We start from the raw sequence: 18,791 nt of genomic DNA, 5'->3' as shown, positions 1-18,791 counted from the left end.
GCGCCGCTAGCGGATTCAGGGACGGGGTCGCGCGTGGTGTGACAGCGGCCAGCGCGAATTCCCCACGTACGGCCAGTTGGCTTGTCACCCTTCGTTTGGTTGCCCTGCCCTGCCCGGGCCGCGGCAGCGTGTCGCCACGCTCATGGCTCCACTCGTCGGGGTAGCTGCACCGCCTGTCATGATTCAGTCATGAACATGCACAGTGTGTTGCTCTATGGGTGCGCGGCGGTTGTCGTCGTGTTGGGAAGCCGACTCTTGGTGGCGCTCGCCGCGAAGGACCGCGACGAGACGCCTCCTCCGCTGGCCTTGCTGCGGACGTGGCGGCGGCCGGTCCCCATAGCCGCCGTGGGGCTGGTGGCCACCATGGTGGTGCTCGGCGTGGCCCAGGTGGTTGCCCCCGCCATGATCGATGCGCTGGAGCGACACCCTCATGGTGCATGGTGGCGAGCCGTGACCGCCTTGATGGTGCAGTCGTCAGGATGGCCCCAACTCCTGTTCAACCTGGCCGCACTCGCGGTTGTCGCTCCGGTCGCCGAACGACACCTTGGCCCCTGGCGGATGTTGCTGGTCTTTGCGACCAGCGGTGTGACGGCGCAAGCGGTCAGCATGGCCGGCTGGAGCCTCCAAGGAGGCGGCGACTCGGTAGCGATCTGCGGCCTCGTGGGCGCACTCGCCACCTGGTACGCGGTGCGCGGCGGCGTCGTCGCCCTGCGGCGAGTGGCTCCCCTCATCCCCGCCGCAGGTCTTGTTCTTTGTCTTCTCACCAACAACCACGGCATGGGCCTCCTTGTCGGCTGCGCGCTGGGAGCCGGACTGGCGATCCCTACTCGCCCACCCCTGGCGGCCTGACTCGGCGTGACGGCTGGCGGCCAGACAGCTCCCCAGGAACTGGCCGCCTGTGGGGGATGACAACTGGCCACTGACAGGTGTGCCCAGTATCTCGGAGTGGTGGTGCAGAAAGAGGAGAACATTTGGCCTGGCACGGCAGCTACCGGCGCTCCCGTCTCCCCGCGGACTGGCCGGTCCGCCGCCTCTCCGTCCTGAAGCGTGACGGCTTCCAGTGCGTGGCCGCCCTGCGGGATACAGGGGCGCGCTGCACAGCGCCAGCCACGGGACGTGGACCACGTCATCCCGGGTGACGACCACAACCCGGCGAACCTTCGATCCCTGTGCCACCGGCATCACGCGCGGAAGTCCAGCGCGGAGGGCGCGGCGGCCCGGCGGAGGCCGGAGGGGCGGCATCCGGGAGAGCTGGGGTAAGGCGACACGCGGGGGCTGCACCGCCCATGAGAGACCGCCCCTTGATCGGGGGCGCCGAACGGGGTTTTAAGCGCGTGCGGTCCTCGCCGCGTCAGGACCGGGGCGAATTATTGCGGGTCTCGCAGAAGTTGAGTTTGCAGCTACCTGGACCAGGCTCTCAATTCCAGTAGGGCGAAATGGAATGCTGCACAATGGTTGAAATTCCATTCTCGACTGATGGGAAAATGGGGGCGGGGCAAGTCTGCGTCGCCGCACTGATTAAGAGGTTGTCTCACGTGGCGAGTTTCGCGAGCTTCTTGTAGCAGGTCAGGGCGGTGGCCAGGCCGAGAAGGCGAGGAAGTGCGAGCCCTTTCGTTCGTAACGGACGGTGAGGCGGCGGTAGCCGAAGAGCCAGGTGATCGACCGTTCGATCTCCCAGCGGTGTCGACCGAGGCGTTCGCCGGACTCGATGCCGGGCCGCGCGATGCGCGCGATGAGCCCGCGCTCGCGCAGCCAGGCCAGGTGTTCGGCGGAGAAGTACGCCTTGTCCGCGCGGAGTTTGACGGGTCGGCGCCGCCGTGGTCCCCGGCGGGACCGGACGGCGGGTGTGCCGCGGATGAGCGGCTTGAGGGCGAGGCTGTCGTGCATGTTCGCGCCGGGCACGGCGACGGCGAGCGGGATGCCCTGGGCATCGGACAGCACCGCCCGGTGCAGCCGACGCCGCAGGCCGGCCTCGGTCCATACCGTGAAGCGGCGATGCGCGGTGGCGGGCGACGTGCCGAACGTCGGCGGCAGCTGCCGCCAGGCACAGCCGCTGGTCAGCACCCACGACCGGCATTATGTCGCACGGACATCACGTCGCGTGAGACAACCTCTACGCCTTGCTAGGTGCGGCCGACCTGGCGGCCTGCTCGATCTTCGCGCGGTAGGCCGCACGGGCTTGCTCGTCGATTGGCTTCTCGTGTTCGGGGCGCACCCCGGTCCGGCCGTCGAGGCCCTCGCGCAGGATATCGGCGTGCCCGGTATGCCGGTTGGACTCGCCGAGGACATGGACCATGACGGCGAACAGGTTCGTGTTGGGATAAGGCTCCGGCCACCACGGCACGTGGCCGGGGGCGTCGAGGGGAAGCTCGTTGATCGTCGCGTCCGAGTGTTCCCACGTGCGCCGGTAGAACCCGATGATCTGATCGCGGGTCTCGTCCTCGGTCGCCCATAGATCGCTGCCGTTGGAGTCCTGCCACCGGGGCAGCGGTTCCGGGGAAGGGCGGTCGAAGACCTCGCCGAAGTACCTGGCCTCGACGGTAGCCACGTGTTTGACCAGGCCGAGGAGGTTGGTCCCGGTTACTGACAATGGTCGGCGGGCGTCGTATTCGGACAGGCCGTCGAGTTTCCAGAGCAGCGCCTTGCGGTCCCGCCGCAGTCTCCCGTGCAGGTTGTCTTTCGCGAATTCATCGATCATGCGGCGTGAGACTGCCATGGGCTGCTCGTGGTCTCAAGATCCCGTACGTGGTCCGCAACGACCGGCAGAGCCGAGACCTGGCCATGGCCGCCGCCCTGACCTGCTACAGGAAGCTTGGGCTCCCGGTCTCTCACCGCGGGAGACACAAGGGGAGCACGGAGTCCACCTGACAGGTTCTGTCGGGCAGTCCACGTCGGGTGGACTCCCGCGCCGCCCAGGCCCATCCCAGCCCGGCCTGGGCGGCCATCAACCCCCGCCCGGCACCCCATGGGTACGTCACTGCCTGGGCGGTCCTCCAACCACCGGGAAGCCCAATGAAATTCACCGTGAAAGACGTGGTCCGAGACGCGACAAGAAGTCGAGTCGGCCGAATTGCGGGCACGAACGGGGACTGCCTGGTCCTTGCCGGACCCTCCGGCGAACTGTGGGACGCCCTTACCTCCTGGTGCCTGCCTGCAACCGTCGAGGAACGCCGCGCCTTCGACCGCCAAGCGCAGGAGGGGAGCAACGTCGCCGTACACGCCGCTATGGGTAGAACGGATCGCCGCCCGCCCGGGGCCAAGAGAGCTCGGGTGCGATCCGTTTCCCGGGACGCACCCCGGGAAACGGCTCAGGCGCCGCTAGCTTGTGGTGATGAGGATGATCTCGTAGCCCTTCGCCGAGCTCACCCCGCCGCCGGTCAGACAGCCGGTGAGCTGGTCGCCGAGGCGTATGGCGAGGAAGTTGATCTGGGCGCCGGTGAGTCGGCCGGAGGTGATGGTGGCGACGCTGCGGTTGACGGTGTGTCCTTCCACGCGCTCCTGGGTCAGCGCCGTCACGGTGTAGGCCGACTCGACTTCGTCGGACCACTCCAAGGTGCCGGAGAAATTGAATGCCTGGGGTGCGCCTACGCACGTACCAGTGACGGTGCCCACTCCCTTGTCGGCGAGCAGCAGCACCTGCGGTTCGCCGATCAGGGAGAGGCTGGTGAAGGCGCCGGTGTCCTTCACGTGGGAGGTGGTGACGGACTGGATCAGGGGCGGGTCCCAGGTGGTGGTGACGGGTCCGATGCCCGCGAGGGCGAGGGTGGTCATCGTGCGACTCCTTCTGGGCTCGGCCGATTGGCGGACTACCAACTTGGCCAGTTAGGCCGAAAATTCCCGCCGAATTTCGGCCATGAACTCCGCGGATGCGGCGAGAGTGAGTGCGCCGGGGGCGGACGGCCGCCTGCTTCAGCGCACATATGTAGTCGCGCAACCCGCAGGTTGGGTGCGCGTTGCGCTGATGGCCTTCTGGGGGCAGTGGGTGTCCATGGGCAGGCGGCCCCACCACGATCAACGCTCCTTTGCCGGGTGCCCATTCACAAGGTCCCCCCTCAAAGAGATACCGGCAGGAGAGCGGTTCCACGCCCCCGCAATCCTGTGGGGGCTTCCTAATGTCCGAACCGCACTCTTGACCGCCCACACCAGTAGGGCGATGGTCGCGCAATCGACTGCAATCGACTGCAATCGACTGCAATCGCATCGGCAGAGGGAGACCGGCGTGCAGCTGCGCTTCCTGGGGATCATCCCGAACACCCCCGTTGACGACTCACCCGCCATCTGGATGGACGAGGACACCGGGGACCTGCTGATCCAGTCCTACAAGGCCACGGAGGATGAGGTGAAGGCATGCCAGGAAGTCGGATCCATCCCCGGCCACTCCATGAACGTGCCGGATCACGAGACAATCATCCGACTCCCCGCCGTGATGCGGAAGTTCATCCCCCCACCGGAGGACCGGCACAGTGAAGTACCCCGTACGTGAAGGGATCAGCAACGCGCGCCGCTCCGCTGTGCACCTGGAGATGCGCGACATGTACACCCCGGATGATCAGGAGTTCGCACGGTCCCTCCGGGCCGTCGAAGGCATGTGGATCGAATGGCGCCGGATGGAACGCCACGGGCTCCGCCGCGCGCAAGAACCCGTCCACCCCTTGTTCGAACGAACCCGCTGGTTTCAACGAGTGCTACACGAAGGCTCCGCCACATTCGCGTTCCTGGTGGAGGAGTCGGTCCTGCGGACCAGCCTTGGCAGTATTGATACGCAAGTTGAGCAACTGGAACGCCTCCACACGGTCGGCGCATTGCCCAATGTCAGCTTGGGGGTGGTGCCCATGCGCACCGGCCGGCCCCGGATGCCCGTCGAAGGCTTCTGGATCTACGACAAAGCCCAAGTCGACGTCGAACTCGTCTCGGGCTACCTCACGCTCACCCAGCCGACAGAGGTACGCGCGTACGCCGAAACGTTCGCCACACTGGCCGATAGCGCGGTGTACGGAGCCAACGCCCACCGGCTGATCAAATCGGCGATCCGCTCGCTCGTGTGATCCGCCTGCAATCGAGTGCAATCGGCTGGGCGAGGGTCCACCACCTCCCTGGCGTTGTCGTCATCCACACGACGCGAGGCCCGCGGAGATGGCATGACGACACCAACCCGGTACAGCCCCAGGCCCATTGAACTGTCGATTGACAAGTGGCTCGTGGAGGGTACGGCGGTCCCCGGGTGCGACGCATGCGCGACGCGAGCCGAGAGGCGGGACCGAGCACTGAAAGCCGATGACTGGCGGACCGCGTGCACGGCATCCCGCGGTATCCGGAACCATCACCAAGGGCACAGGGAGGCGCTGTGGCCGCTCCTAGCCCCGCTCCGATGACGCAGTCAGCCGGAGAGCCACCAACCTTCATTGGTGGCCCCGGGGGCCGTTCCGGCTCCCCCCCAGCCATTGCTCAGAGCATGAGACTCCCGCCCCGGCGGCGGAAACCCTGGACAGGTGAGCGCCGGGGCGGGTGACCCAACCGCAGAACTCTGCGGACCTTCGGGCCGTGCCTTCGACGGTACGGCGGCACGGCCCCTCACGGAAGGGGAGGTTGAGAGATGAGCGCTGTAGCGGTCGAGACCTACGAGTCGCGCACCCCCGATGCTGAGGGCTGGTGCGGCATCCCGTTCCGGCACCCGGCGGACCTGGCGGTCGTCGCCGAGGCCGACGGCGGGAAGCATGACGGCGGGCCGATGCCCCCGGAGGCGCCCCGCGACCCCGCGCCGCAGGGGGGCGACGGGAAGTAAACCGCTGACGGCCCCGTGGCCGCCTCAACTCCCGGCGTCGGCCCGTCCCCAGTCCTGCCCGGCGCGCGCCCAGGCCGCCTCCCAACGCCGGAACCGACGCGCCATCAGCTGCCGTACGGCCAACCGCCGGGCGCCCTCGACGAGCCCGCCGGCGGCCGCCGCGGCGCCCAGCGCGGCCAGTGCCGTGTGCGTCTGCGCGGTGCCCTCGTCCAGCGGTCGCGGCACCGCCCGCCCCCGGTCGTCGGTCCACAGGCGGAACCGGTCACCGGGCTCCACCGGTCGCGGCGCCGCGACCTCGCCGGTCCGCGGGCCGCCGTCCGGCCCCGTCCAGCGGGCGACCACCCGCAGGTGCGCGGCGCGCTGCGGGAACGTCTCCGCAGCCGGGTCGACCGGGGTGCCGGGCGCCGGCCGGTCCGCGACCGCCCACACCGGGCGGCGCTGCCGGTGTTCGAGCCGTACGGCCTCCAGGAGGGCGTCGTGCGCGGCCCGGCCGGCGAACCAGCCGGCGCAGGGCGCCCCGACGGCGATCAGCAGTGCGGCGGCCAGCGCCAGCCAGGCTTCCACTTGGTCGGTCCGGCGGCGGAGCGGATTGTGCCGCCAGCGCCGGATGCCCCTGATAGCCCGCATCGTGCCCCCTCTCGTCTCCGTGCATACCGCATGGCGGGGAGCCCCGGCGGGTGTTCCGGGAAGAGGAGGGCGACATCGCGCCGCGGGCACCGCTGACCCTCGGGCACCACCCGCCCCAGCCGACCCACCCGTTCGTCAACTCCCGTGACTCCACGGCCGATTGGCGGCGTTTGGGTGCGCTTGCGGCGCCTGTGCGACGGGGCCGGATCCCGCCCCGCGGGACGGTGCCCTCAGCGCAGCCGGACCGCCACCGTCACCACCGCGCCCTGTGCTTCCTCGGTGCCGGTACCGGGGGCGACCGCGAACCGGTCCGCCACCAGTCGCGCCAGCCACAGCCCGCGCCCCTTGGGCGCGCCGTCCAGGCCCGGCAGCAACTCCGGGATCACCGCCTCGCTGAAACCGGGGCCGGCGTCGCTGATCCGGCACTCCAGCTCGTCCCCCACCCGCCGCAGCACCAGCCGCCCGGCGCCGCCGGCGTGCTCCACGGCGTTCCCGGCGATCTCGTCGACCGCCAGCACGAACTCCCCGCGCCGGGGCTCGTTCAGCCCCTCGCGGGCTGCGCACTCCTCGACCAGCAGTCGCAGCTGCGGCAGCAGTCGCGCGGTGAAGCGCCGCTGCAGCAGCCGTCGGCCGGACTCCTCCGCCGGCGCCTTCGCCCGATCGTGACCGGCCGGTTCCGGATTCAGCACAGCCCTACCGCCTCCCTCGGCGCCAGCCGCGGCACCGCATCGGCGCCCAGCCGCCGCAGCATCTGGCGCTGCCCGCGGTCGCAGCGCACCTCGACCAGATCGTGGCCCGTGGCGCCCCGGGCCAGGGTGAGCAGACCTACCGCGCAGCCCACCGACAGGAAGTGCAACCGCGTCAGGTCGACGGTGAGCCGGCGGGTCGCCGCCGTCCGCGCCAGCGCGATCTCCAGCGACCGGACGAACGCGGCCCGGTTGGCGCCGTCCGCTTCGCCGACGAAGCACAGCACCTCGTCCGGTGTGCGCACCGCCCGCAGACTGCCCAGCCGCTCCAGCACGGCGTGCGGATGGGCCCGCTCCATCGCGATCACCATCGACCGGTCGAACCGCCGGCGGTCGTACGCGCAGACCTCGGTGTACGGCCGCCCGGCGAACAGCGCTCCGGCGCCGGTCTCCCGCCGGGCCACCGTCGCGACCTCGGCGCCGAGCGCGGCCACCCAGCCCATGTCGATGAACGCCCGCAACCCGGTGTACCCCTCGGCCGTCGCCCGGTCGGTCGCCAGGCTCAGCCGCCCCATCTGTCGGGCGGCGGTGAACTCGACGTCCGGCCGGATGAGTTCCCGCATGCTGGTGACCACCAGCTGGCCGCGCTCGCGTGCCCGGACCGTGCTGCGGCTGGGGAAGTCGATCCTGGCCAGCACCTCTTCCTCCGGCACGTCGGGGCACGGCAGGACGAGGACCTTCTCGCCGCGCGCCAGACCGAGTCGGACGAAGGCCGTGACGGTCTCCCACCGCACCTCGTCGTCGCCGTAGCCGACGAAGGCATGGTCGCCGGGGCGCAGGCGTTGCACGGGGATGAGGTGATCACTCAACGCGTCCCTGGCAGGCATCGGCACAGCAGCTCTCTGTCTCCCCCCGCGGCCCGTCCCGTCGGCGGCGCTGTGCGCTCACTGTAGGCAGCCGCCGACCAGCCCGCAATGAGGGCGGCGGCGACCGCGTGCGGCCGTCAGTCGAGTATCTCGAACGGGTCGCCGACGCGGAGCGTGCCGGCTCCGCGGGGGATCAGATTCTGGCCGAACACCAGCTGGTCGCCGAAGCGGCGGTGCCGGGCGAGCGTCCGCAGCGGCTCCTTGCCGCGCTCGGCGGTGCGCTGGTCGGTGGTGGTCACCACGCAGCGGCCACTGGGCTTGGCCACCTGGAACTCCACGCCGCCGATCCGCACCCGCCGCCAGTCGTCCTCCGCCCAGGGCACGGTGCCGTCGATGACCACATTGGGCCGGAAACGGTTCATCGGGAGGGGGCCCTCGGCGGCGTGGTCGCCCTGCGCGATGAGGGAGTTGAGGGCGTCGAGCGAGGCGGAGGTGGTCAGCAGCAGCGGATAGCCGTCGGCGAAGCTGACCTTGTCGCCGGGCCGGCCGTAGCGCGGGTCCACGGGACGGCGCCGCTCCGGGGCGTCCATGTGCATCAGGCGGGACTCGACGCCGAGGAAGCCCCGCCACCAGGCGGCGGCCTCGGGGGACGCGGGCACCGCCTCGACGACGTTGCCGAAGATCTCGACCGGGGCGGTGCCCGTCGGTTCGGGCACCTGGACCACCAGCGGCGGCATGCCCGGCGCGGTCAGCCGCAGGGCGCCGCCGGGCAGCTCCTCGGCACGGGCCAACGCCAGCCTCCGCTGCTGGCGTTGGGTGATCTGTCGACCCTCGGCGTCGACCACCAGCCAACGCCGATCCCCGGCGAGCCCCCACGGCTCGACCACCGCTTCGCCGGGACCGGACCCCGCAAGGGCCTTGACCGGATAGACGTGCAGCGACTGGACGTGTGGCATGGGCATATGCCCATCTTGCCAGCCGCTTCGGACATCCGGTCGAACGGCCGGTTCAGTACCCCCGCGGATACTGGCGGCCGTACCCCGGGTCGTCGAACGGCGAGCCGGGCCGCGGCGCGACCGGGGCGGCCGGGCGCATCGCCTCGTACCCCGTGCCCGGTGCCGGGCGCTGGTACTGCTGCGGCGGCGGGTAGCCGCGGGTGCCGGCCTGCTGCGGGATGTACGGGGCGGGGGTGTGCTGCAGCGGGGCGACCGGCTGCGCCGCGGCGCCCGGGTACCCGTGGCCCGGGTTCGGCTGGGAGGGCGCGGCCGGAAGTGCGGGCAGCGCCGAGGGGAGCGCCGGCAGCGAGGAGGAGCCGGTGTCCCAGGGCGACGGGTTTACGCGGATCGGGGCGATCTGCGGAGTACCCCGCTCTGCGACAAGGCTGTCGTAGATGGGGGTGTCCGGGAAGGAAGGCGATGCGTAGTAGCCGCCGCTGTAAGTGGAGCGGGGGGAGGTCATGCCTCATAAGTTAAGCCCACGATGTGTCGATTGGGGAGCCTGACAAGAGGGTTGTTTTACGGGTTCGGAGCGGCCCCGGGTCACCAAACCGAGCGAACTTGTGAAAATCGGTCGCGATCGCCCGTAGGGATCGTGTAAAGACCGCCCTTCCCGCAGATGAACAGTGGGCGTTCGGGGCGTTCCCGGCCAAGTAGGTTGGTGGGGGCCACCGGTGATGGGCACGAGGCCACCAGGACGACAGGAAGGTGCGGCGATGTCGATGCTCAAGGGCGGCAATGTCCCGGTTCCGGCGCCGGCGGTCCGGGTGGAGCTGGGCTGGCGGCCGGCCCCCGGGGCGCCGGACGTGGACGCCTCCGCGCTGCTGCTGGTGTCCGGCCGGGTCCGCGACGACGCCGACTTCGTCTTCTACAACCAGCCCGCGCACGCCTCCGGCGCGGTGCGCCACGAGGGCAAGCGCCCGGCCGGCGGCGCGATGACCGACACCCTTCGCGTGGATCTGGCCGCCGTCGAGCCCGCCGTCGACACCGTCGTCCTGGCCGCCTCCGCCGACGGCGGCAGCTTCGGCGCCGTGCCGGGTCTGTACGTGCGGGTGCTGGACGCGGGCAGCGGCGCCGAACTGGCCCGGTTCGACAGTCAGGACGCCGGCACCGAGACCGCCTTCGTGCTCGGCGAGCTCTACCGCCGGCAGGGCGGCTGGAAGTTCCGCGCGGTGGGGCAGGGGTACGCCACCGGGCTCGCGGGGCTGGCCACGGACTTCGGCATCAGCGTGGCGGACGGGCCCGCGCCGCAGCCTCCGGTCGCGCCCCCGATCGCCCCGCCGCCCGCCGCCCGCGGCCCCCGCGCCCCCGTTGCCGACCGGTCAACCGGTGGCGTCAATTCCGCCCCCGCCCGGACAGGCCGCGCCGGCGCCCGCGCCGGCTCCCGTCCGGCTGACGAAAGTCACCCTCACGAAGGACGCCCCGGCCGTCTCGTTGACGAAGCAGGGCGGCACGTCCGGAGCGATGCGGGTCAACCTCAACTGGAGCGCGGGCGGGGCCGGCAAGCGCCTCGGCAAGAAGTTCGGCCGCAAGGCGATGGAGGCACTGGGCGCCCGCAGCGCGCTGCTGCCGCCCTCCGGCGACCTCGACCTCGACCTGTGCGCGCTCTACGAACTCACCGACGGCACGGCCGGCGTGGTGCACCCGCTCGCCCAGGCGTTCGGCGACCTGCACACCCCGCCGTACATCCAGCTCGACCGGGACGACCGCACCGGCGCCGTCGCCACCGGCGAGAACCTCACCATCAACCTCGACCACCAGGCCCGCTTCCGGCGCATCCTGATCTTCGTGACGATCTACTCCGGAGCCCGCAGCTTCGAGGGCCTGGACGCCACCGTCACCCTCCAGCCGCAGCACGGCGCCCCGGTCGAGTTCACGCTCGACGCCTGCACGGTGCCGGCCACCGTGTGCGCGCTGGCCCTGATCACCCACACCGGCGGCGAACTCGTCGTCCAGCGCGAGGCCCGCTACCTCGTCCCGGCGCCCGGCGTCAGCCCCCAGCGCACCGTCGACCACGCCTACGGCTGGGGCCTGAACTGGTCCCCGGCCAGCAAGTGACCGCTCAGGGCGCCCCGTAGGTGCGGCCCTTCCAGGCCGCGCCGCGCCCCCGGTAGTGCTGCACGGCCGAGTCCACGGTCATCAGGAGGTAGAGCAGCGCGGTGAACGAGAGCAGCGGCGCCGCCCACGGCGGCTGCCGGTAGTAGCGCAGCATCGGCAGATAGGTCCCGCACATCACCGCCCAGGCCGCGCCGCCCGGCGCCGCCACCACCGGGTCACCGGCCGCGACGCCGGCCAACAGGGCGGCCGGCGGCGCCAGATAGACCAGTGCCAGCCCCAGGACCGTGCCCAGCAGGAGCAGCGGCCGGTGCCGGAGCTGGGCGTAGGCGCTGCGGGACACCATCCGCCATAGTTCCGCCAGCCGCGGATACGGGCGCACGCTGGTCACCCGGTCCGCCAACCCCAGCCAGACGGTCCCGCCCGAATCCTGTACGGCCCGCGCCAGCGACACGTCGTCGATCACCGCGTGCCGGATCGCCTCCGGCACGCCCGCCCGCTCCGCCGCCTCCCGCCGCAGCAGCACGCACCCGCCGGCCGCCGCCGCGGTCCGGGCGCCGCGCCGGTTGACCCACCGGAACGGATAGAGCTGCCCGAAGAAGTACACGAAGGCCGGCACGATCAGCCGCTCCCAGGGGGTCGCCACCCGCAGCCGGGCCATCTGGGACACCAGGTCCAGCCCCGCGGAGCGGGCCGCGGCGACCAACTCCCGCAGGCTGTCCGGCTCGTGGGCGATGTCCGCGTCGGTCAGCAGCAGGTACTCCGGGGCGGTGCGCTCCCGGGCCAGCGCGATGCCGTGCCGGACCGCCCACAGCTTCCCGGTCCAGCCCGGCTCCGGCTCACCGGGCGAGGCGACGGTCAGCGGCAGCCCGCCCGCGCCGGCCGCCAGCTCACGGGCGAGCGCGCCGGTCCCGTCCGTGCTCCCGTCGTCGATGAGGAAGACCTCGGCGCGGCCCGGGTACTTCTGGGCCAGCAGCGTCGGCAGGCTCGCCGGCAGCACCGCCGCCTCGTCCCGGGCCGGCACCACCACCGCCACGGAAGGCCAACGGTCCGGATCCCGGCGGGCCGGCAGCCGGACGTCGGTCCGCCAGAAGAAGCCCTGTCCCAGCAGCAGCCACAGCCAGGCCAGCAGGGACCCGGCACCGATCCACGCGATCGCTTCCACGGGCGCAGTCTGCCCCACCGAGCCCGCCGCGGACCGGCGCCCGACACGGGCCGTCGGGGTCCGTCCCGTTCCGGCCCTTCCCGGCCGGTATGACAAGAGGGGCGGACCGTTGAGTAAAGTGTCCGGGTGAAGATCGCGCTGATGGACTCCGGAACCGGCCTGCTCCCGGCGGCCGCCGCCGTGCGGCGCCTGCGGCCCGACGCGGACCTGGTGCTCTCCACCGACCCCGACGGCCTGCCCTGGGGGCCGCGCACCCCCGACGACGTCACCGCGCACGCCCTGGCCGTGGCCCGGGCCGCCGCCGCGCTCCGCCCGGACGCGCTGATCGTCGCCTGCAACACCGCCTCCGTGCACGCGCTGCCCGCGCTCCGCGCCGCGCTGGAGCCGGACATCCCGGTCGTCGGCACCGTCCCGGCGATCAAGCCCGCCGCGGCCGGCGGCGGCCCGGTCGCCATCTGGGCCACCCCGGCCACCACCGGCAGTCCCTACCAGCAGGACCTGATCGCCCGCTTCGCCCAGGGCGTCGAGGTCACCGGAGTGCCCTGCCCGGGCCTCGCCGACGCCGTCGAGCAGGCCGACGACGCCGCGATCGACGCCGCGGTGGCCGCCGCCGCGCAGCTCACCCCGCGCGACATCCGGGCCGTCGTCCTGGGCTGCACCCACTACGAGCTGGTCGCCGAACGCATCCGGGCCGCCCTCCAGCAGCCCGGCACCCCGCCCCTGGTCCTGCACGGCTCCGCCGAGGCGGTCGCCGCCCAGGCACTCCGCCGGATCGGCGCCGAGCCGGCCCCCGCGGCCGCCCCCACCGGCACCCTCGACGTGCTCCTCAGCGGCCGCCCGGGCACCCTGCCCGACGAGGTCCTGGCCTACGAGGAGGGCCGGCTGCTCACCGGCGCCGTCCCGGCCGCCCCGCGCACCGTCTGACCCCACGGGCGGCGCACCGCACGGTCCGGCGTACTGCCCCAGGGTGCGAAGGCGCGTACGCTGCGTCTCATGAGGGACCACCCCCACGAGGGGGCCGCAGCCCCCGGTGAGCACGGAAGCACGGACGGCGTTCCTACCGGTGCCCGGCCGGCCGGCGGCTCCCCTGCGGAGATTCCCGAGGTCTGGCACGGCAGTGCCACCAACCGCTTCCAGTGGCTGTTGGCCGCCATCGGTGCGGCCTGTCTGGCGCTGGGCGTGTACCTGGCCGTCAACAGCACCTGGACCTCCGGACCGGCGCCGCTGGTGATGGCCGTGGTCGGCTGTGTCGCGGCCGGCCTGCTGGTGCTCTTCGGCACCCTCGCCTTCGTCCATGTCGCGGTCCGGGTGGACGACGACTGCCTGGAGGTGCGGTGCGGCCACCTGGGGGTGCCGCGCCGCCGGATCCCCCTGGACACCGTCGTCGGCGCCGACTTCGCGCCCCGGGTCACCCCGCGCCACTGGGGCGGCTGGGGCTACCGCTGGCGCCCCGAGCAGGGCACCGCCGTGGTCGTCCGCCGTGGCGAGGCGATGGTGCTGCGGCTCGGTGACGGGCGCACCTTCACCGTCACCGTCGACGACGCCGAGGGCGCGGTGCGCTGCGTCCGCGAGCGGCTCCGACTGCGCCGCCCGGCCTCGACCGCGTAGCGCGGCGGCGGCTGCCCGGGTCGCCTCCCGGCCCCGGCCCCGGCCTGCTGTCCCCGTCGGTCTCGGTAGGTCTGCGCGGGTCCGCACGCGTTGCCGTCCGGTGAGTCGTCCGGGGGCGTCCCGTAGGGTCGGGGCATGGCAATCCCCGATTTCATCCGTGACCTCCGGGCCGACATCGGCACCAAGTTGCTGTGGCTGCCCGGGGTGAGCGCGGTCGTCCTCGACGACGCCGGCCGGGTGCTGCTGGGCAAGCGGGTGGACACCGGCGGCTGGTCGGTGATCGGCGGTATCCCGGAGCCCGGGGAGCAGCCCGCCGAGACCGCGGTCCGTGAGGTCTACGAGGAGACCGCGGTGCGGGTCGTCCCCGAGGGCGTGGTCCTCGTCGAGGCCATGCCGCCGACCCGGTACCCCAACGGCGACATGTGCCAGTTCCTGGACGTGACGCTGCGCTGCCGGGCGGTCGGCGGCGAGGCGCGGGTCAACGACGACGAGTCGCTGGAGGTCGGCTGGTTCGCGATGGACGCCCTGCCGGAGCTGGACGACTACGCGCTGGTGCGGATCAAGAAGGCGCTGGACGCCGGGCCGACGTGGTTCCACGGCATGGCGGAGGCGCAGGCGTAGGCGGAGGCCGGGTCCCGAGGTCAGCGCCCTAGATGTCGGTGGTCGACGGCTCCTCCATGGGGGGCGAGGACTCGTCGGGCAGGCCGGGCAGTTCGGACGCGCCCGGCGGGCCGCTGGGGCCGGTGGACCGGCCGGCGTCCTCGGTGTGCATCTCGCGCTCGTCGCGTCGGCAGTCGGTGATCCAGGTGCCGGTGGGGCCGCCGTCGTACTGGCAGGACCAGCCCCGCACGGCCAGCGCCCCTTGTTGCCCGGCCGTCTGCGGGGGTGCCCGTAGGAAGAACTCCTTCATCACCCCGCGGGCCTCGTCGCAGCCCACCGCGCCGGCCGGGCCGGGGTCCGCGAACAGCGCGACGCCGTGCGCCTTGCCCAGCACGTCGGCGATCTCGCCGCAGCTCACCGGCTGGCCCGGGATGGTGGGGGAGCCCTGAGGCCCCGGCGTGCCGTTCGGGGCCATGCCCGGGTCGGATGCGGACGAGACGGTCGGCGCGCCCTGACGGTCCTCTCCGGCACAGCCGGCGGCGGCCAGGGCGAGCAGCACGGTCGGCACGGCGATCAGCCTCCGCATGGCGGCCTCCTTGTGGCGGCGGTGCGCAGTCGGCGCGTTGCGTCGTTCGACGCTAGTAAGACCCGCGGGTGCGGGGCGATCCGGGGCGGCCGTTCGGGTGAACGGTCGAACGGCCGCGGACGTCCGACGAGGGGCTGTCGGGGCGCGGATCGCGCCGGGACCATGCGCGGACGAGCGCGGGCGACGGCCCCGGTGGGCCGGGGAGCCCGGGCAGCCCTCCTGCGGGGGGCCGAGCGGGCCCGGCGGCCCTCGCTCTGCGCGGCCGGACCGCTCTGGTCAACGGTGCCGCCGGCGGCACCGCGCCGGCCGGGGGCCGCGGGGGCTTCGCAGGGCGGCCGAGGGATGGTACGTACGGGTATGGCGACAGTGGTGCGGGATTGTGCGGTGGCGGACCGGCAGCGGGGCCGGGGCGCCGAGCGCATGGTTTCGGCCAACCGCCATACTGCGTGCGATCCTCCGCCCGGCCCGAAGGGAACCACCCACCGTGTCCTCGCCCGCACCACGTCCCGCCGCCCCGCCCGTCTCCCGTGCCTCCGTCGTCATCGTCGGGGCCGGGCCCGCCGGGCTCACCGTGGCCAATGTGCTGCGGGCCGCCGGTGTCGACTGCGTCGTACTGGAGGCGGAGAGCCGGGAGTTCATCGAGCGGCGGCCGCGGGCCGGGTTCGTCGAGGAGTGGGCGGTGCGCGCGCTGGCCCGGCACGGGCTCGCCGAGCGGCTGCTCGAACGCGCCCATACCCAGGGGGAGTTCGAGTTCCGCTTCGACGGCGGTCGGCACCCGGTGCGCACCGCCCGGCTGTCGGGGCGGCGGCATTTCGTCTATCCGCAGCCGCTGTTGGTCGGCGATCTGCTCGCCGCCTACGCGGACCGGGCCGGCGGCGCGGTGCACTTCGGGGTGCGCGACGTACGGCTGCACGACATCGACGGGCCGCACCCCGCGGTCTCGTTCGGCGATCCGGTCACCGGCGCACGGCACCGGATCGCCTGCGACCACATCGTCGGCGCCGACGGGGCGCGCGGGGTGAGCCGGGCGGCGATACCCGAGGGGCGGGCGCGGATCACCCGTCAGACCACGGGGTCGCCTGGCTCGCGGTGCTGGCCGAGGCGCCGCCGTCAGCGGACGGCGTGGTCTTCGGCATCCACCCGCGGGGATTCGGCGCGCACATGGCGCGCAGCGCGCACGTCACCCGTTACTACCTGGAGGTCCCGGCCGGGGACGGGGTCGCGGACTGGCCGGACGAGCGGGTGTGGGCGGAGCTGCACCTCCGGCTGGCCGCCGACGGCGCCTGGCCGCTGCGCGAGGGGCTGTTGAGCGAGAAGACCGTGCTGGCGATGCACAACTACGTGGTGGAGCCGATGACCTACGGCCGGCTGCACCTGGCCGGGGACGCGGCGCACCTGCTCGCGCCGATCGCGGCCAAGGGCATGAACCTCGCGATCAACGACGCCCTGTTGCTCGGTGACGCGCTGATCGCCCACTACAAGGGCGATGACCGCGGGCTGGCCGGCTACTCGGCCGCGAGCCTGCGGAGGGTCTGGCAGTACCTGGAGTTCTCGCAGTGGCTCTCCGAGGTGCTGCACGGCGCCTCGTCGGGCGATCGGTTCCGCGCCGGGACGGCCATGGCCCGGCTGCGGCGGCTGCTCGGCTCGGAGGCCGCGGCCAAGGCGTTCGCCGGGCTCTACCTCGGTGAGGAGGCGGACCTCTAGTAGGGCCTGTCGTCACACTCCCGTCGTTCGCCCGGAGGGCGGGCCTCGCGGTGTACTGGTGCCTGCGGTCTCAAGGCGGAGGCCCCGGGGCCGCCAGCGACCGGGTGCCGTGCCGGGCCCGGAAAGGGCGCCCTCGGCCGCTGGGGCGGGCGCGTCAGGCGGTCGCGTAGACGCGGGCGGCGAATTCGGCGACCTGCGCGTCGGTGAGGTTCTTGGCCAGGTTGGCCTCGGTGATCATGCCCACCAGCTGGTGACCGCCCTTGGTGTCGATCACCGGGAGGCGCTTGATCTGGTGCTGTTCCATGGTGCGCAGGACGTCGCCGGCGTCCGCCTCGGCGTCGATCCAGTGGATCTTGCTCTGTAGGGAACCCGCCTGCACCGTGGACGGGTCGATGCCCTCGGCGCAGCACTTGATGACGATGTCACGGTCGGTGATCATCCCCGTCAGTCTGTTGTTGTCGCCGCAGATGGGCAGCGCGCCGACCTTCAGGTCGCGCATCATCTTCGCCGCGTCCTGCAACGACTGGTGCGCGCCGACGCATTGCACGCCGCCGGTCATGATGTCCCGGGCTCGCAGCTTGCCGGCCATGATTCCTCCCGCTGTCGCAGCGTTCTTCTCGGGGGTTCTTCTCGGGCTTCTCCGGAGCGTTCTTCGCATGGCGTCCGCGTGGTTCGCAGGGCGTCCACCCTTCGATGACACCACGGATGGCGCAAGGTCGCTTCCGGGGCCGGGACGCCGGTGACCGGCCCGAAATCCCGCTGCTGCACGGCCGCGACGCGGTTGCCGCCGTACCTGCTGCCCCACCGGCGAAACGGGCATATCGTTCATAGTGTGGTAGAGCGCCGGGGGTCGGGCGAGGCTATCCGAAGGGGCTGCTCCGGACGGTCCGGACTCCTCGATTCCGCGCTCTGCAGCGCTCCTTGAACCCGTATCCGTGAATCCGTTCCGTGAATCCGTTCCGTGAATCCGCTCACCGAAAGAAGGGTTCCGATGCATGCTGCGCTCAGCCCTGCTGAACTCGCCAAGCTTCGCCGGCAGCGGCCTTACCCCGCCGTGTCGGTGCTGATGCCCACGCATCGCCGTGAGCCGGACAACGCACAGGACCCGGTCCTGCTGCGGAACATGCTCGCCGAGGCCAAGGACCGGCTGCAGGCCGATCCGGACGTCTCCAGGGAGCGACGGATCGACGTCATCGAGCAGTTGGACAAGGCGGCGTCGGAGGTCGATCTGACCCATGCCGAGGAGGGCATGGTCCTCTTCGCGGCGCCGGGGGAGCACCAGGTGTGGTCGCTGGGCCGCACCGTCCCGGCCCGGGTGGTGCTCTCGGACACCTTCCTCACCCGCAACCTCGTCGCCGCGCACGCCGCCGAGCACCCCTTCTGGGTGCTGGCGGTCTCCGCCGACCACGTCAGCCTGTGGAGCGGCGCGCTGGACCGCCTCACCGAGGTGCGGCGCGGCGCCTTCCCGCTCACCCGCAGCCTGGTCGATCCCGACCCCGAGGACCAGTTGCAGGTGGGCGAGGTGCCCAGCACCTTCCGTGACGAGCACACCCGCAAGTTCCTGCGCGAGGCGGACACCGCGCTGGCCACCGTGCTCAAGGCCGACCCCCGGCCGCTGTACGTGGTCGGCAAGGCGGCGGCGCTCTCGCTCCTCGACGACGCGGGCACGGTCATGCGGGGCGGCACCGGCACCAAGGTCACGGTGACGCAGGTACCGCAGGCCGGGCTGGCCGCCGGACCGCCCGAGTCCCTCTGGCAGGCCGTCCGCCCGTACGCGGAGAAGCGCGCGGAGGCCGAAGTCGCCGATGTGCTGGCCGAACTGGACCGGGCGCGCGGTCGGCGGGCCTTCGCGGCCGGGCTGGACGAGATCCGGCAGAACGCGGAGACCGGGCGGGTCGCCCTGCTGGCCGTGGAGGAGAACTACCGGGAGACGGTTCGGGACACCGGCGGCCATCTGATGCCGGCCGCGAGCGGTGAACGGGACGCCGTCGACGACATCGTGGACTCGATCGTGGAGCGCTCCCTGGACACCGGCGCGGAGGTGCGGTTCGTACCGGACGGCGTGCTCGCCGAAGTGGGCGGGATCGCGGGGACGCTCCGGTACTAGCCGTCAGGGG

General features: G+C 72.3%; 19 protein-coding genes and 2 pseudogenes. 10 read left to right on the top strand and 11 right to left on the bottom strand.

Annotated elements, in window-relative coordinates; translation table 11 throughout:
• Window positions 1-189: 189 nt before the first annotated feature.
• Window positions 190-849: a rhomboid family intramembrane serine protease gene (locus tag JNO44_RS09730; protein ID WP_205363058.1), complete on the top strand. Its 660-nt coding sequence runs from the start codon at window positions 190-192 to the stop codon at window positions 847-849.
• A gap of 717 nt (window positions 850-1,566) precedes the next feature.
• Here JNO44_RS09730 and JNO44_RS09725 read toward each other — a convergent pair.
• The 3 genes from JNO44_RS09725 to JNO44_RS09715 all read right to left on the bottom strand — a co-directional run bounded on the left by JNO44_RS09725 (window position 1,567) and on the right by JNO44_RS09715 (window position 3,771).
• Window positions 1,567-2,064, bottom strand: coding sequence for a transposase (locus tag JNO44_RS09725; RefSeq protein ID WP_205363049.1), 498 nt, complete (start codon window positions 2,062-2,064; stop codon window positions 1,567-1,569).
• 49 nt (window positions 2,065-2,113) lie between these two features.
• Window positions 2,114-2,698 (bottom strand): DinB family protein, encoded by a 585-nt coding sequence (locus JNO44_RS09720; RefSeq protein ID WP_205363048.1) that lies wholly within the window; start codon window positions 2,696-2,698, stop codon window positions 2,114-2,116.
• 620 nt (window positions 2,699-3,318) lie between these two features.
• Window positions 3,319-3,771: a hypothetical protein gene (locus tag JNO44_RS09715; RefSeq protein ID WP_205363046.1), complete on the bottom strand. Its 453-nt coding sequence runs from the start codon at window positions 3,769-3,771 to the stop codon at window positions 3,319-3,321.
• A 448-nt stretch (window positions 3,772-4,219) separates the two neighbouring features.
• Here JNO44_RS09715 and JNO44_RS09710 point away from each other — a divergent pair, with 448 nt between their 5' ends.
• The 3 genes from JNO44_RS09710 to JNO44_RS09700 all read left to right on the top strand — a co-directional run bounded on the left by JNO44_RS09710 (window position 4,220) and on the right by JNO44_RS09700 (window position 5,782).
• The gene (locus JNO44_RS09710) at window positions 4,220-4,483 is read left to right on the top strand and encodes a hypothetical protein (RefSeq protein WP_205363044.1); all 264 of its coding nucleotides are present in this window, start codon (window positions 4,220-4,222) and stop codon (window positions 4,481-4,483) included.
• Between the two features lie 40 nt (window positions 4,484-4,523).
• Window positions 4,524-5,045 (top strand): Scr1 family TA system antitoxin-like transcriptional regulator, encoded by a 522-nt coding sequence (locus tag JNO44_RS09705; RefSeq protein ID WP_205369596.1) that lies wholly within the window; start codon window positions 4,524-4,526, stop codon window positions 5,043-5,045.
• Window positions 5,046-5,593: 548 nt separating this feature from the next.
• Window positions 5,594-5,782, top strand: coding sequence for a hypothetical protein (locus JNO44_RS09700; protein WP_205363042.1), 189 nt, complete (start codon window positions 5,594-5,596; stop codon window positions 5,780-5,782).
• 24 nt (window positions 5,783-5,806) lie between these two features.
• Here the strand turns inward: JNO44_RS09700 and JNO44_RS09695 are convergent, their stop codons facing one another.
• The 5 genes from JNO44_RS09695 to JNO44_RS09675 all read right to left on the bottom strand — a co-directional run bounded on the left by JNO44_RS09695 (window position 5,807) and on the right by JNO44_RS09675 (window position 9,419).
• A complete protein-coding gene (locus tag JNO44_RS09695) occupies window positions 5,807-6,409 on the bottom strand; it encodes an Rv1733c family protein (protein ID WP_205363040.1) in 603 nt (200 codons plus the stop codon).
• A 230-nt stretch (window positions 6,410-6,639) separates the two neighbouring features.
• On the bottom strand, window positions 6,640-7,098 hold the full coding sequence (locus JNO44_RS09690) for an ATP-binding protein (RefSeq protein ID WP_039638146.1): 459 nt from the start codon (window positions 7,096-7,098) through the stop codon (window positions 6,640-6,642).
• Window positions 7,092-7,982: an MEDS domain-containing protein gene (locus JNO44_RS09685; RefSeq protein ID WP_205363038.1), complete on the bottom strand. Its 891-nt coding sequence runs from the start codon at window positions 7,980-7,982 to the stop codon at window positions 7,092-7,094. Before JNO44_RS09685 ends, JNO44_RS09690 begins: the two co-directional genes overlap by 7 nt.
• A 116-nt stretch (window positions 7,983-8,098) precedes the next feature.
• Window positions 8,099-8,923, bottom strand: coding sequence for an MOSC domain-containing protein (locus JNO44_RS09680; RefSeq protein ID WP_205363036.1), 825 nt, complete (start codon window positions 8,921-8,923; stop codon window positions 8,099-8,101).
• 46 nt (window positions 8,924-8,969) lie between these two features.
• Entirely contained in the window at window positions 8,970-9,419 is a 450-nt protein-coding gene (locus JNO44_RS09675; RefSeq protein WP_073447315.1) for a DUF6643 family protein, read from the bottom strand.
• Between the two features lie 253 nt (window positions 9,420-9,672).
• On the opposite strand from JNO44_RS09675, the pseudogene JNO44_RS09670 reads away from it, so the two are divergent.
• Window positions 9,673-11,014 (top strand): annotated as a pseudogene (locus JNO44_RS09670) (TerD family protein).
• 4 nt (window positions 11,015-11,018) lie between these two features.
• Here the strand turns inward: JNO44_RS09670 and JNO44_RS09665 are convergent.
• Complete coding sequence (locus tag JNO44_RS09665; protein ID WP_205369594.1) at window positions 11,019-12,167, bottom strand: glycosyltransferase; 1,149 nt, start codon at window positions 12,165-12,167, stop codon at window positions 11,019-11,021.
• Window positions 12,168-12,302: 135 nt separating this feature from the next.
• Between JNO44_RS09665 and JNO44_RS09660 the strand changes: the two genes are divergently transcribed.
• From JNO44_RS09660 to JNO44_RS09650, 3 genes are all read left to right on the top strand, one after another.
• A complete protein-coding gene (locus JNO44_RS09660; RefSeq protein WP_205363029.1) occupies window positions 12,303-13,100 on the top strand; it encodes a glutamate racemase in 798 nt (265 codons plus the stop codon).
• A 69-nt stretch (window positions 13,101-13,169) separates the two neighbouring features.
• Window positions 13,170-13,784, top strand: coding sequence for a hypothetical protein (locus JNO44_RS09655; protein WP_205363024.1), 615 nt, complete (start codon window positions 13,170-13,172; stop codon window positions 13,782-13,784).
• A gap of 135 nt (window positions 13,785-13,919) precedes the next feature.
• Complete coding sequence (locus tag JNO44_RS09650) at window positions 13,920-14,405, top strand: NUDIX hydrolase (protein ID WP_205363022.1); 486 nt, start codon at window positions 13,920-13,922, stop codon at window positions 14,403-14,405.
• A gap of 28 nt (window positions 14,406-14,433) precedes the next feature.
• On the opposite strand, the gene JNO44_RS09645 is transcribed toward JNO44_RS09650, so the two are convergent.
• On the bottom strand, window positions 14,434-14,970 hold the full coding sequence (locus JNO44_RS09645; protein WP_205363020.1) for a hypothetical protein: 537 nt from the start codon (window positions 14,968-14,970) through the stop codon (window positions 14,434-14,436).
• A gap of 484 nt (window positions 14,971-15,454) precedes the next feature.
• On the opposite strand from JNO44_RS09645, the pseudogene JNO44_RS09640 reads away from it, so the two are divergent.
• A pseudogene (locus JNO44_RS09640) lies at window positions 15,455-16,674 on the top strand (4-hydroxybenzoate 3-monooxygenase).
• A 154-nt stretch (window positions 16,675-16,828) separates the two neighbouring features.
• Here JNO44_RS09640 and JNO44_RS09635 read toward each other — a convergent pair.
• The gene (locus JNO44_RS09635; RefSeq protein WP_205363018.1) at window positions 16,829-17,263 is read right to left on the bottom strand and encodes a CBS domain-containing protein; all 435 of its coding nucleotides are present in this window, start codon (window positions 17,261-17,263) and stop codon (window positions 16,829-16,831) included.
• 402 nt (window positions 17,264-17,665) lie between these two features.
• On the opposite strand from JNO44_RS09635, the gene JNO44_RS09630 reads away from it, so the two are divergent.
• The gene (locus tag JNO44_RS09630) at window positions 17,666-18,781 is read left to right on the top strand and encodes a baeRF3 domain-containing protein (RefSeq protein ID WP_205363016.1); all 1,116 of its coding nucleotides are present in this window, start codon (window positions 17,666-17,668) and stop codon (window positions 18,779-18,781) included.
• Window positions 18,782-18,791: the final 10 nt, after the last annotated feature.

It is taken from the genome of Streptomyces noursei, from assembly GCF_016917755.1.
GTDB classification, from domain to species: domain Bacteria; phylum Actinomycetota; class Actinomycetes; order Streptomycetales; family Streptomycetaceae; genus Streptomyces; species Streptomyces yunnanensis.
The sequence above is the reverse complement of the archived record's forward strand: the minus strand, read 5'-3'. Positions and strand labels throughout refer to the sequence as shown.

Bases quoted from the DNA above. Each gene is read 5' to 3' on its own strand.
- JNO44_RS09700 (WP_205363042.1), top strand. From the start codon at position 5,594: ATGAGCGCTGTAGCGGTCGAGACCTACGAGTCGCGCACCCCCGATGCT.
- JNO44_RS09635 (WP_205363018.1), bottom strand. From the start codon at position 17,263: ATGGCCGGCAAGCTGCGAGCCCGGGACATCATGACCGGCGGCGTGCAA.
- JNO44_RS09720 (WP_205363048.1), bottom strand. From the start codon at position 2,698: ATGATCGATGAATTCGCGAAAGACAACCTGCACGGGAGACTGCGGCGG.
- JNO44_RS09715 (WP_205363046.1), bottom strand. From the start codon at position 3,771: ATGACCACCCTCGCCCTCGCGGGCATCGGACCCGTCACCACCACCTGG.
- JNO44_RS09695 (WP_205363040.1), bottom strand. From the start codon at position 6,409: ATGCGGGCTATCAGGGGCATCCGGCGCTGGCGGCACAATCCGCTCCGC.
- JNO44_RS09685 (WP_205363038.1), bottom strand. From the start codon at position 7,982: ATGCCTGCCAGGGACGCGTTGAGTGATCACCTCATCCCCGTGCAACGC.
- JNO44_RS09645 (WP_205363020.1), bottom strand. From the start codon at position 14,970: ATGCGGAGGCTGATCGCCGTGCCGACCGTGCTGCTCGCCCTGGCCGCC.
- JNO44_RS09730 (WP_205363058.1), top strand. From the start codon at position 190: ATGAACATGCACAGTGTGTTGCTCTATGGGTGCGCGGCGGTTGTCGTC.
- JNO44_RS09675 (WP_073447315.1), bottom strand. From the start codon at position 9,419: ATGACCTCCCCCCGCTCCACTTACAGCGGCGGCTACTACGCATCGCCT.
- JNO44_RS09650 (WP_205363022.1), top strand. From the start codon at position 13,920: ATGGCAATCCCCGATTTCATCCGTGACCTCCGGGCCGACATCGGCACC.
- JNO44_RS09630 (WP_205363016.1), top strand. From the start codon at position 17,666: ATGCATGCTGCGCTCAGCCCTGCTGAACTCGCCAAGCTTCGCCGGCAG.
- JNO44_RS09705 (WP_205369596.1), top strand. From the start codon at position 4,524: ATGCGCGACATGTACACCCCGGATGATCAGGAGTTCGCACGGTCCCTC.
- JNO44_RS09655 (WP_205363024.1), top strand. From the start codon at position 13,170: ATGAGGGACCACCCCCACGAGGGGGCCGCAGCCCCCGGTGAGCACGGA.
- JNO44_RS09680 (WP_205363036.1), bottom strand. From the start codon at position 8,923: ATGCCCATGCCACACGTCCAGTCGCTGCACGTCTATCCGGTCAAGGCC.